The organism is Micromonospora sp. NPDC048935 (genome assembly GCF_043197875.1).
Lineage (GTDB): Bacteria > Actinomycetota > Actinomycetes > Mycobacteriales > Micromonosporaceae > Micromonospora.
Genome location: NZ_JBICTZ010000004.1, coordinates 436,555 through 448,789 on the forward strand (window position 1 = coordinate 436,555; position 12,235 = coordinate 448,789).

Below are 12,235 nucleotides of genomic sequence, written 5' to 3' on the forward strand. Positions count from 1 at the left end.
CGGCCGAGCGCAGCCGGGGCCGCCGGCCGTTCCGTCAGAAGGGATAGGTGCGGGCGACCGCCAGCATCTCGGAGCTGTGCGACCCGACCACGCCGACACCCGGCGGCCGGGGGCGGAAGCCGGGCAGCGCGTCCAACCCGTCGCTGGCGTCCATGGCCCGCAACGCCACCTGCCCGGTGATCGGCCGCAGGGTCAACGTGACCTCGATGCCCTCGCTGGGCGGGGCGTGGAACACCAGCCCGAAGCCCCACCTGCCCGTGCGGGGCTCCACCGGCACCGGCCGCCCGGCCACCTCGGCCCGTAGCACGGTGGCGGTCGACGTGTCGACGTGCAGGGTGGCGAGCCGGACCGTCCGCTGCGGGGTGAGCCGCAGCCGCAGGGAGCGTTCACCACCGGACGTGGTGTCGGCCACCACCTCCAGCTTCGGCGCCGGCAGGCTGGCCGGCTGCGCCGGGCCGGCCCGCAGCTCAGCGTCGCCGAGCCCGGGGAAGTCGTCGCCGACGTCGGCCGTCCCGTCCACGTAGCCGTCCGTCCACGACTGGGGGTCACTCTCGTGGCTGAGCCAGCGGGCCTGGCCGGTGCCGGCGTCCATCGCGTACATCAGGTGGGTGGGCGCGGGATGGGCGGCGTCGAACCGGTCGGTGCCCAGCCCGACCCCGGCGAGCACCACCGCTGCCACGGCGGCGGCCCCGGCCGGCAGCAGGCCGAGCCGGCGGGCCCGCAACGCCCGCAGGCCGCGCTGGCCACCGGCCTGCGGGTGCAGCAGGTCGACCACCGGCAGGGCGGTCAGGCCGAGCAGCACCGCGACAAGCGCGGCCACTCCGCCCATCGCCATCCCCAGCGCGGGGAAGAGCAACACCACCGTGGGCAGCAGGATGACCACGCCGACCGCCGCGGCGGCGGTCACCGCCACCACCGGCCACGGCCCGGTCTGCCGGGTCCGCAGCGCGACCAGCCCACCGAGGGCGCCGGCCAGCGCCGGCAGGGTGGTGAGGTACGCCCCGCCGGGCACCGCCACGGCGAGCAGCACCCCGAGCAGGGCCAGCCAGGTCAGCCCGCCGACGGCCAGCGCGGCCGGGCCGATCCGGCGACGTAGCAGGGCGTACCAGGCGAACACGATGGCGGCGGCGAGCGCCAGGACGGCCAACCGGTACCAGATCGGGCGGTACGGGTCGAGTAGTTCCGCGTACCCCGGTCGGATCGTGGTGATCGCCAGCCAGAGCAACTGGGCGGCGACCGGCGCGGCGGCGATCGGCACCAGGGCCAGCCCGAAGCCGGCGACCAGCCGCCCGGTGCTGGCCCGGCCGCTGCGGCGGGTCAGCCAGCCCAGCGCGGCGACCAGGGCCACCGCGAGCAGGGCCAGCGGCAGGGTGAGCCAGCCCGGGTAGCGGACCAGCCCACCGGGGACCGGGAAGTAGGTGGCGTCGTGCCCAGAGCGCAGGTCGGTCAGGTCGGTCCGGCCGAACTCCCGGGCCAGGCCCAGCGCGTTGTCCCCGTGCTGTTGGAGGCTGCCCCGGTCCATGGCCGCCGGGGTGTCCAGCGGGGTGTGGTAGATCGCCCCGCCGTCGATGTACGCCGAGTTCAGCCCGACGAACTTCCGATCCAGGAACGCCGTGAAGTCGGTGTCGTTGGGCAGCGCCCGGTAGATCTCCACCGCGAACGAGGTGCCGACCGGGTGCGGGGCGGCCCGGCCGAAGACGTCCACGAGTTTCGCGTTGTTCCGGGACGTCTCGAACATGATCACCGGTCCGGTGGAGCCGCGCGCCTCCAGGTTGAGCACCACACCGCCGTCGGCGGCCAGCGGGTGGCTGGCGGCGAACGCGGACGCCCCGCAGAGGCACGCCTCCTCGGCGTCGGTCAACACGAACACGATGTCGTTGCGGGGACGCGGGCCGGTGGTCAGCGCGCGGGCCACCTCCAGGATGGTCGAGGTGCCGGCCGCGTCGTCGTTGCCGCCCGGCCCGGTCTGCACCGAGTCGTAGTGGGCGACCAGGAAGACGCGGCCGGTCGAGTCGGTCCCGGGCAGCCGGGCCACCACATTGCGGACCCGGGCCAGGGTCGCCCCGCCCGCCGCCCCGCTGAGTTGACCGGCCTCCGGAGCCACGGTGTCCTGCACCTCGGTCTCCAGGCCCAACCCGCGCAACTGCTGCTCAAGGTGCGCGCGGACCTGGTCGTTGGCCGAGCTGCCCGCGGCGTGCGGCCGGGCGGCGATCACCTGGACGTGCTCGTAGGCCCGGCCGGCGCTGAACTCGCCCACCGGGGCGTCCGCCGGCTCCGGCGTCGGCGTGCGCAGGTCGAGCAGGCTGCCGGCGCCGACGGCGACCAGCGCCACAAGCGCCGCCGCGGCGGCCACGAGCCGCCGGTGCGGCCGGGTCAGCGCGCGGTCCGCAGGGGGTACGCCCGGAGTCGCGCGGGCCGGTGTGCCCGTCGTGGCCGGGGTGGGGGGTGCGCCCACGGAAACTCCTCGGGGGTGGTGGGGCCTGGGGTGGCACCATCCTGCCCTTCGTCGACCCGGGGTGGGACGGCCGATCGGCTGCCTGTCCCTGGGCGGGCAGTGATGCGCCCCATCCCCGCCCGTGCCGTGGGCATCGTGTTGTGTGCGACCGTTGTCTAATACAGGATCAGCAGGGCACTCGGAAGGAGCCCGACATCACCAGCGAACTCCCGCGTCTCGCGGCGGTGACCCGGCCGCACCGGGGGTCCGGCTCGACCGGGTCCCCAGCCGTGCCGTACCCGCACGGTGGCCTGGCGCGGCACGCCGACCTGCCACCCGGCGAGCGGTTACGGGTGCTGCTGGTGGAGGACGACGAGGGCGACGCGTTCCTGGTCGGAGAGCTGCTCGCCGAGACCAACTCGATGATCGACCTGTTGGTCGCCACCAGCCTCCGCGAGGCCCGGGAGCGGATCACCGACGTCGACTGCGTCCTGCTCGACCTGGGCCTGCCCGACGCACAGGGGCTGGACGGGCTGCGTCAGGTGCTGGAGATGTCCAGCGGTGCCGCGGTCTGTGTGCTGACCGGCCGCTCGGACGAGCACCTGGGCGTCGTGGCGGTCGCCGAGGGCGCACAGGACTACCTGGTCAAGGGTCAGGTCGACGGGGTGCTGCTGACCCGGGCGCTGCGCTACGCCGTGGAGCGCAAGCGCGCCGACGAGAACGCCCGCCGGCTGCGCGAGGTCGAGTTGCGCCAGGCCGAGTCGGCCCGCCTCGAACGCGGCCTGCTGCCCCAGCCGCTGATGACGACCGACCAGGTGGCGGTGCACACCTTCTACCGGCCGGGCCGGCACGCCGCGTTGATCGGCGGCGACTTCTACGACGTGGTGCAGACCCGTCCGGACCGTCTCGACCTGATCGTCGGCGACGTCTGCGGGCACGGGGTGGACGAGGCCGCGCTCGGCGTCGAGTTGCGGGTGGCCTGGCGGGCCCTGGTGCTCGCCGGTGTGCCGGACGACGAGGTGCTGCCCGCGCTGGAGCAGGTGCTGATGAGTGAGCGCCGCCTTCAGGAGATCTTCGCGACGGTGGCCACGACCAGGCTGGACCTGGACGCCAACCGCGCGACAGTCCGACTCGCCGGGCACCCTCCGCCGCTGCTGCTCTCCGGCGGCCGGGTCGCCCCGGTGCCCGCACCCGGCGGCCTGCTGCTGGGCGTACGACCCCGCCGGCCGATCGCCTACGACCTGGAGTTCGACACTGATGACTGGTCCCTGCTGATGTACACCGACGGTCTCATCGAGGGGCGGGTGGGCGCCGGCGACGAGCGGCTCGACGTGCCGGGCCTGAGTGGGCTGCTGGACGAGCCGGCCAACCGCGAGGTGTCGCTGCCGGCCCTGCCGGGCTGGCTGGTCGGGCGGGCCGAGCAGATCAACGGCGGCCCGCTCGCCGACGACGTGGCCATGCTGCTGGTGAGCCGGGGTGGTGGCCGGTGAGGCCGGTGGCCGGCGGCTGGAGCCTGCGCCGTCGGGTCATCACGCTGCTCACCGTCGTGGGGGTGCTGCTGATCGCCCTGGCCGCCGCGGAGGCGACCATGGCCGCCCGCAACCGCACCCAGATCGACGCCGTGCTCAACCAGACCGGCCCGCTGCGGGTGCAGTCGCAGGAGCTGCTCAACGCGCTGCTCGACCAGGAGACGGCGATCCGCGGGTACGCGGTCAGTGGTGATCCGGCCGACCTGAGCCCCTACAAGGAGGGGCTCGCGCAGGAAAAGAGCGTCATCGCCGCGATGCGGGGGCTGCTGCGCGACTATCCGCAGATCGGCCAGGAGTTGCAGGCCGTCGAGGAGCGCACCGCGCAGTGGCGGCAGTCGGTGGCGGAGCCGGTCATCGCCACCACCGAGCAGGCTGGCACCAGCGCGGGGCAGGCGTTGGTCACCGAACGGGCCCGGCAGCAGTTCGACCAGGTGCGGTCGACCGTGAACGACCTTCAGCAGGAGATCCTGGCCGCCCGGGAGCAGGCCGCCGACGACGTACGCACCAGCAGCAACGTCCTTGTCGTCCTGCTGATCGTGGCCGCCCTGGTGGTCGTCGTGGCCGGCGCGGTGCTGCTGCTCTCCCTGGACCGGATGGTGGTCCGGCCACTGACCGGCCTGGCCACGCAGGTCCGCGAGGTCGCCGAGGGCGACTACCAGCACCGCATCGCCACCACCGGCCCGCCGGAGTTCATCCAGCTCGGCGACGACGTGGACGCGATGCGCCAGAAGATCGCCGCCGACCTGGCCGAGGTGCGGGCCGCCCGCGAGCGGATCGAGTGGGTCAACAGCCAGCTTCAGAAGCAGGCCGAGGAGTTGACCCGGTCCAACCGCGACCTGGAGCAGTTCGCGTACGTGGCCTCGCACGACCTCCAGGAGCCGCTGCGCAAGGTGGCCAGCTTCTGCCAGTTGCTCCAGCGCCGCTACGCCGGGCAGCTCGACGAGCGGGCCGACCAGTACATCGCCTTCGCGGTGGACGGCGCGCAGCGGATGCAGCGCCTGATCAACGACCTGCTCGCGTTCTCCCGGATCGGTCGGCTCACCACCGGCTTCGTCGAGGTCGACCTCAACAAGGTGATGGGCGACGTGGCCGGCCAGACCGAGGCCGCCCGGCAGTACGCCGACGCCGAGCTGACCTGGACCGATCTGCCGGTGATCTCGGGTGAGGAACCACTGCTCACCAACCTGCTGGCCAACCTGGTCAGCAACGCGATCAAGTTCCGCCGCGCGGACGTCCCGCCCACGGTGCACGTCTCGGCCCGGCTGGTGGGCAGCGAGTGGGAGATCAGCTGCCAGGACAACGGCATCGGGATCGAGCCGGAGTTCGCCGACAAGATCTTCGTGATCTTCCAGCGGCTGCACTCGAAGGACGCGTACCCGGGCACGGGCATCGGGTTGGCCATCGTCAAGAAGATCGTCGAATATCACGGGGGTCGGGTCTGGGTGGACACCGACGTGCCGGAGGGCACCGCGATCCGGTTCACGCTTCCGGCGCTTCCCCGGGACCTGGAGGCGGCTGCCGCCGTCGACTCGTCGGAGCAGCCGCCGGCCCTGACAGCGGGCGACGCCGCGCCCTCGAACGAGACTCCGGCAGCGCCGACGGAGGAGTCCGGGGGGTCGGACCGGCCGGACCTGGCCGACGGGTCGCCGGAAGGCGGTAGAACGGGTGACATGAGGGAGACGGTGGGATGACCGCGCCGGCGGATGGCAAGAGCCCGATCGAGGTCCTGCTCGTCGAGGACGACCCGGGCGACGTGCTGATGACCCAGGAGGCGTTCGAGGAGCACAAGCTGCGTAACCGGCTGACCGTCGTCTCCGACGGCGCCGAGGCGCTCGCCTACCTGCGGCGGGAGGGCCAGTACGCGGACGCGGTCGCCCCCGACCTGATCCTGCTCGACCTCAACCTGCCCCGGCGGGACGGCCGGGAGGTGCTGGAAGAGATCAAGAACGATCCGGAGCTGCGTCGGATCCCGGTGGTGGTGCTCACCACCTCGCAGGCCGACGAGGACATCCTGCGCAGTTACCAGCTACACGCCAACGCCTACGTGACCAAGCCGGTGGACTTCGAGCGCTTCATCTCGGTGGTCCGCCAGATCGACGAGTTCTTCGTCAGCGTGGTCAAGCTGCCGCCGCGTGGCTGACACCCTGCTCGACGACGTTGGCGACCTGCTGCGGGAGGCCGCCGACCAGGTCGTCGTGCCACTGTTCCGCAAGCTCGACGACGCCGACGTGTCGGAGAAGGCACCCGGTGAGGTGGTCACCGTCGCCGACCGCCGCGCCGAGGAACTGCTGTCGGCGGGGTTGCGCCGGCTGCGGCCGGGTTCGAAGGTGGTCGGTGAGGAGGGCGTCGCCGACGATCCGACGTTGCTGCGGCACCTGCGCGACGCCGGCGACGTCTGGCTGGTCGACCCGGTCGACGGCACCGCAAACTTCGCCGCCGGTCGCCGGCCGTTCGCCCTGATGGTGTCGTTGCTGACCGATGGCCAGCCGATCGCCGGATGGATCCTCGACCCACTCGCCGACACCCTCGCGGCCGGCCGGGCGGACGACGGCACGCTGCTCAACGGCCAGCCGGTGGACGGCACCATCTCGGTGCCGCCGCTAGGCGAGCTGCGCGGCGCGGCGATGACCCAGTTCCTGCCGCCGGAGACCCGCGACCGGGTCCGTGCCGGCGGTCGACGGCTCGGTGAGCTGCTGCCCGGCCAGCACTGCGCCGGCCGGGAGTATCTGGACATCCTCACCGGCGAGCAGCAGTTCGTCCTCTTCTGGCGCACCCTGCCGTGGGACCATGCCCCGGGCACCGTGCTGGTCCGTGCGGCCGGTGGCGTCGCCCGCCGGTTCGACGGCGTCGACTACCACCCCGCCGACGACGGCCGCGGTCTGCTCGTCGCCGCCAACGAGGAGATCTGGGCCGAGGTGCGCGACGCCCTCCTCGACGGCTGATCCGCGCGCCGCGCGACGGCTGATCCGCGCGCCGCGCGACGGCTGATCCGCGCGCCGCGCGACGGCTGATCCGCGCGCTGCGCGACGGTGCCGGGACGCTCCGTCGACATCTGGGCACACCGGCGGTCAGGGGGCTGGTCAGCAGTCCACAGTCCGGTATCGTGACCGGCGGTCTCCGCCAGCAGGCCGCCGACCGGCGCCGGTGGGGACGCCGCCGTGCAGTTGTTCACCGGGGGCCGGCGGTCGACGGAAGGACGCTTTCGTGCCCAGGACCAGGCTCCGCCCGCGGCTCGGTCGCCGCGCTCTGTTCGCCCTGCTCGCCGCCGTCGCGCTGGTGCTCGGCGGTGCCGCCGTGCCGGCGTACGCCGAGCCCGGCGAGGGTGGCAGCAAGAAGTTGCAGGACGCGTTGGAGCTGACCGCCAAGGGGCACATCGAGGCCAAGGCCAAGCTCGACAACTCCAAGCGTCGCCAGACGGCGTTGACCGGCGAGTTGACGGCGATCGAGGGCCGTATGGGTGGGCTCACCGCCCAGGTCGGCGAGGTCGCCGCGCAGTCCTATCGGATCGGCCGGCTCGGGCCGGCGTCGATGCTGCTCAACACCGCCACGCCGCAGGCGTTCCTGGAACGGGCGAGCGATCTCGACCTGATGGCCCAGCGGGACAGCAAGCGGCTGCGTGAACTCGTCGACGCCCGGCAGCAGGCGCAGGAGGCGAAGGTCGCCATCGACGCGGAGGTCCGCGAGCAGCAGAAGCAGCTCGCCGTCATGGCGAAGAAGAAGAAGGAGGCCGAGGCTGCGCTCGCCGAGGTCAGCTCGGGCAGCAGCAACGGTTTCAGCGGCGGCAGCTCCGCCTCGGCGAAGCCGGCGCCGCGCAACTCCGACGGATCCTGGCCCTCGGAGTCGTGCTCGGTGAAGGACCCGACCACGTCCGGCTGCATCACCCCACGCACCCTCAACGCGCTCAAGCAGACCCAGGCGGCCGGCTACAAGCGGCACGTCTCCTGTAAGCGAGAAGGTGGCGGCGGCGAGCACCCGAAGGGGCGTGCCTGCGACTTCGCGGCCGCCACGAACGGCTTCGAGGACAAGAACGCGACAGGCGGCGACAAGGCGTACGGCGACAGCCTGGCCGCCTGGCACGTGCGCAACGCCGAACGACTGGGTGTGCTCTACGTGATCTGGTACCGGCAGATCTGGCATCCCGGCACCGGGTGGCGGTCGTACAGCGGCAGCGGCAGTCCCGCCGCGTCCCACACGAACCACGTTCATCTATCGCTGTACTGACCCTGGGCACCAGCTTCGCTGCGTACCATCGCGACGATGAGTTCCCCATCGCCTGACGTCGCGGCCCCGCCGGCCGCCGCGGCCCCGTCCGTGCCGGTCACCGGCCGGGCGCTGCCCAACGGCCTGGCCGCCTTCCTGGTCTTCTTCTCCAGCGGTGCCGTGCTGGTGTTGGAGACCGTCGCGCTGCGCCTGGTCGGCCCGTACGTCGGGGTGACCCTCCAGGTGACCAGCTCGGTGATCGGTGTCGCGCTGGCCGCGATCGCCTACGGGGCGTGGACCGGTGGCTGGCTTGCCGACCGGCGCAACCCGCGCGGTCTGCTGGCCCCGGCGCTGGTGCTGGCCGGCATCGCCACCGCCGTCACCCTGCCCGTCGTCCGGTACGCCGGAGAGGTGCTGCGCGGTGGCGCGGCCAGCGGCATCCTGCTTCTGGTCTCGCTTGCCGTGTTCGTGCCGGCCGCGCTGTTGGCGGCGGTCACCCCGTTGGTCGTGAAGCTTCAACTGGCCGATCTGCGCCGCACCGGTCAGGTGGTCGGTCGACTCTCCGGGATCGGCACCCTGGGCGGCATCACCGCGACCCTGCTCACCGGCTTCGTGCTGGTCGCCGCCCTGCGCAGCACCGTCATCCTGCTGACCCTGGCGATCGGGCTCGGGTTGGTCGGCATCGGTCTCGGCTGGTATCTGCGCCGGCAGGAGCCCACCGAACTGCCCGGTCCGGCCCGGACCCGGGCCGCGCTGGCCGTGCTCGGCCTGGTGGGGGCGGGGCTGAGCACCGTGGCACCGAACCCGTGCGACATCGAGACGGCGTACCACTGCGCCCGGGTCACCACCGACCCGAACCGGCCCACCGGCCGGACGCTGCTGCTCAACTCGGCCCAGCACTCGTACGTGGACCTCGCCGATCCCAAACACCTGGAGTACGCGTACACGAAGTGGATCGGCGCCGTCGCGGACGTCACCGCGCCGGCCGGTCAGCGGCTGGACGCGCTGCACCTGGGCGGCGGCGGATTCACCGTGCCCCGCTACCTGACCGCCACCCGGCCGGGCACCGACAACGTGGTGTTCGAGATCGACGGCGGGCTTGTCGAGCTGGGCGAGCAGGAGTTGGGCGTACGGACGGGGCCGGAGCTGCGGGCGGTGGTGGGCGACGCCCGGATGCTTGTCGCGGGCGAGCCGACGGACAGCCGTGACCTGGTGGTCGGTGACGCGTTCGGTCACCTGGTGGTGCCCTGGCACCTGGCGACCCGGGAGATGGCCGCCGAGGTCCGGCGGGTGACCCGCCCCGGCGGCGTGTACGTGCAGAACGTCATCGACTATCCGCCGCTGCGGTTCATCCGCGCCGAGCTGGCCACGGTGGCCGCCGAGTTCCGCAACGTCGCGTTGATCGCGCCGCCGGAGGCCCTCGCCGAGGAGCAGGGCGCCAACTTCCTCCTCGTCGGCTCCGACGCGCCGCTGCCGCTGGAGGCCGTGCGGGCCCGGCTGGCCGAGGTGGACCCGAAGGTCAGCCTGCTCTCCGGCGCCGAGCTGACGGACTTCGTCGGCGGGGCGCTGGTGCTGACCGACGACTACGCCCCGGTGGACCAACTGCTTGCCACCGCCTGAACGGGTGACAATCCTGACCGATTCCGATACTCCAGGTGTAGGTTGTTTGATCCTGGGCAACAACGGTCACCATGGGCGGTGGGGACCGAAACAGCGCGCAGCTCCTCGATGAGCGGTACAGGCTGATCGAGCAGCTCGGCGCGGGGGGCATGTCCGTGGTGTGGCGCGGCTACGACGAGGTGCTCGGCCGTCAGGTCGCGGTGAAGGTGCTGGCCTCCAGGCTGGCCAGCGACCGGGCCTTCCGCCACCGGCTCCGGATCGAGGCGCAGGCCGCCGCACGACTCTGCCACCCCAACATCACCAACGTGTACGACTACGGCGAGTCCGAGCAGGTCGGTCTGACCGTGCCGTACGTGGTGATGGAACTCGTCGACGGCACCTCGCTGGCCGGTCGACTGGGCCGGGAGAGCCAACTGCCCTGGCGGGAGGCGGTGACGATCGGCGCGGAGGTCAGCTCGGCGTTGGCCACCGCACACGCCCGGGGCGTGGTGCACCGCGACGTCACCCCGGGCAACGTCATGCTCACCACCAACGGGGTCAAGGTCGTCGACTTCGGCATCTCCGCCCTCGTGGGGGAGAGCGAGAAGGGGCCGGACGGCGCGCTGCTGGGCACACCCGCGTACCTCGCCCCGGAACGGCTGGACAACGGCCAGGTGTCCCCGGCCACCGACGTGTACGCCGTCGGGCTGCTGCTCTACCGGATGCTCACCGGCCGGCTGCCGTGGCAGGCCACGACGACCACCCAGATGTTGCGCGCGCACATGTACGCCGACCCGGAGCCGATGCCCACCGTCGTGGGGCTGCCCGCGGAGGTGACCGACCTGGTGGGGCGCTGCCTGGCGAAGCGGCCCGCCGACCGGCCGGCCTCCGCCGAGCTCACCCGGATCCTCTCCGACGCGGCGGGCATGCTCCCGGCGGTGCCGGTCTCCCCGGCCGGCGGCCCCTTGGACCCGGCCCTGCTGAGCAGCGCGCGGACCACGATTCTGCCCTGGTCGGCGGCGACCGACGCGATGCCGCTGCCGCGTACCCGCGAACGGGACCGGCGAGCCCGGCAGCGGGTGACCCGGCGTCGGCGGGTGGAGGCCGGCGTGGCAGCCGTCGGGCTGATCGCGGTCACCGGCGTGATGTGGGGGTTCACCTCCCGCAGCCCGGCCAGCGGCGAGGGCCGTCCGACGACCGAGGCCCGGATGGGTCCGCCGGCCGCGGCGCCCTGCGAGGTGGCGTACGCGCTGCGCACGGACTCCGGCACCGACTTCGCGGCCGACCTGACGCTTACCAACACCGGTGACCGGGAGCTGCGGGACTGGGCGATGAGTTTCAGCTTCCCCGGTCAGCAGACGGTGACGAAGGCGGAACCCGCACCGGTGCACCAGCAGGGGAGCACTGTGGTGATCCGGCCGGCGGCCCACCGCAACACGCTGGCCCCCGGCGCGGCCGAGAAGCTCACCCTCACCGGGACGTACAACGGGGCCAACCCGCTGCCTGTGGAGTTCCGACTCGGCGGGGTGACCTGCGGCGTACGCGTCTCCGGGGTCGCCGGCAGCACGCCGTCCACGGCCCCGCCGCCCAAGCCCACCGCGCCGAAGGCCCCGCCGAAGAAGACGACGGTGCGTGCCGGCACCGGTGCCGGCGGTGGAGCGCCGAAGGCCAAGCCACCGGCGGCGCCCAAGGGCCCGGCGAAACCGAAGGCCGCGGGCCCGGGTGGTGGTCCGGGAAAAGCGCCACACTGACCGGGGGGCATGGTCACGGCCCCCGTCTGCGGTGACGGTCAGCGCTGCCCGGCGAAGCGCTGCACCTGGTCGATCCCACCCTCCACGATGAGCACCCCACCCTCGGGAAGCGCGGTGTCGTCCGAGGTGTAGCGGAAGCGTTCACCCGGCAGCTTGGCGCCGACCACCCGGATCCCGTAGTGCTCCTCGGGCCGCAGGTCGCGCAGGGTACGACCCACCAGGGTCTGGGGCACTCGGACGGTGGCGATGGCGAAGTCGTCGTCGAACTCGATGAAGTCCAGCAACCGGCTGACGATCAGGTGCGCGACCCGGTCCCCGGTCTCCGCCTCCGGAAAGATCACGTGGTGGGCGCCCACCGACGACAGGATCTTCGCGTGCTTCTGCGAGGTGGCCCGAGCCCAGATCTGCGGCAGGCCCAGCTCGACAAGGGCCAGCACGGTGAGCACACTCGCCTCCACCGAGGCCCCGATGGCCACCACCGCCTGGCCGAAACCGGTGATCCCGAGTTGCCGCAGCGCCCCCTCCTCGGTCGAGTCCGCCTGCACGACCCGGTCGAGCTGCGCCGACCAGCGCTGCACCTGCGCCGGGTTGTGGTCGATGGCCAACACCTCGCGGTTCATCCGGGTCAGCGACCCGGCCAGGTGGCAACCGAAGCGACCCAGCCCGATCACCACGATGCCGCCGCTGTCCGCCCGTCTCGCCGACACTCGCCCCTCCTCGTG

9 protein-coding genes are annotated in these 12,235 nt (G+C 72.9%); 7 read left to right on the top strand and 2 right to left on the bottom strand.

Translation table 11 applies throughout. The features are described from left to right. Positions 1-34: 34 nt before the first annotated feature. Complete coding sequence (locus ACGFIW_RS15310) at positions 35-2,455, bottom strand: M28 family peptidase (protein WP_393315082.1); 2,421 nt, start codon at positions 2,453-2,455, stop codon at positions 35-37. A 269-nt stretch (positions 2,456-2,724) separates the two neighbouring features. Here ACGFIW_RS15310 and ACGFIW_RS15315 point away from each other — a divergent pair, with 269 nt between their 5' ends. From ACGFIW_RS15315 to ACGFIW_RS15345, 7 genes are all read left to right on the top strand, one after another. Continuing rightward, complete coding sequence (locus ACGFIW_RS15315; protein WP_393315085.1) at positions 2,725-3,924, top strand: PP2C family protein-serine/threonine phosphatase; 1,200 nt, start codon at positions 2,725-2,727, stop codon at positions 3,922-3,924. Then, positions 3,921-5,654, top strand: a complete 1,734-nt coding sequence (locus tag ACGFIW_RS15320; RefSeq protein WP_393315088.1) for an ATP-binding protein — start codon at positions 3,921-3,923, stop codon at positions 5,652-5,654. The genes ACGFIW_RS15315 and ACGFIW_RS15320 overlap by 4 nt, the downstream gene beginning before the upstream one ends. After that, positions 5,651-6,103 (top strand): response regulator, encoded by a 453-nt coding sequence (locus ACGFIW_RS15325; protein WP_007465485.1) that lies wholly within the window; start codon positions 5,651-5,653, stop codon positions 6,101-6,103. Before ACGFIW_RS15320 ends, ACGFIW_RS15325 begins: the two co-directional genes overlap by 4 nt. After that, positions 6,096-6,905, top strand: a complete 810-nt coding sequence (locus ACGFIW_RS15330) for an inositol monophosphatase family protein (protein WP_393315091.1) — start codon at positions 6,096-6,098, stop codon at positions 6,903-6,905. The genes ACGFIW_RS15325 and ACGFIW_RS15330 overlap by 8 nt, the downstream gene beginning before the upstream one ends. Positions 6,906-7,167: 262 nt before the next feature. Then, positions 7,168-8,184 (top strand): coiled-coil domain-containing protein, encoded by a 1,017-nt coding sequence (locus tag ACGFIW_RS15335; protein ID WP_393315094.1) that lies wholly within the window; start codon positions 7,168-7,170, stop codon positions 8,182-8,184. Between the two features lie 36 nt (positions 8,185-8,220). Continuing rightward, on the top strand, positions 8,221-9,783 hold the full coding sequence (locus tag ACGFIW_RS15340) for a fused MFS/spermidine synthase (protein WP_393315097.1): 1,563 nt from the start codon (positions 8,221-8,223) through the stop codon (positions 9,781-9,783). A 71-nt stretch (positions 9,784-9,854) separates the two neighbouring features. Then, positions 9,855-11,513 carry a protein kinase gene (locus ACGFIW_RS15345; RefSeq protein WP_393315099.1) on the top strand — a complete coding sequence of 553 codons (1,659 nt, stop codon included), beginning with the start codon at positions 9,855-9,857 and terminating at the stop codon, positions 11,511-11,513. 38 nt (positions 11,514-11,551) lie between these two features. Here ACGFIW_RS15345 and ACGFIW_RS15350 read toward each other — a convergent pair whose 3' ends face one another. Further along, entirely contained in the window at positions 11,552-12,220 is a 669-nt protein-coding gene (locus ACGFIW_RS15350; protein ID WP_393315102.1) for a potassium channel family protein, read from the bottom strand. Between the last annotated feature and the right edge of the window lie 15 nt (positions 12,221-12,235).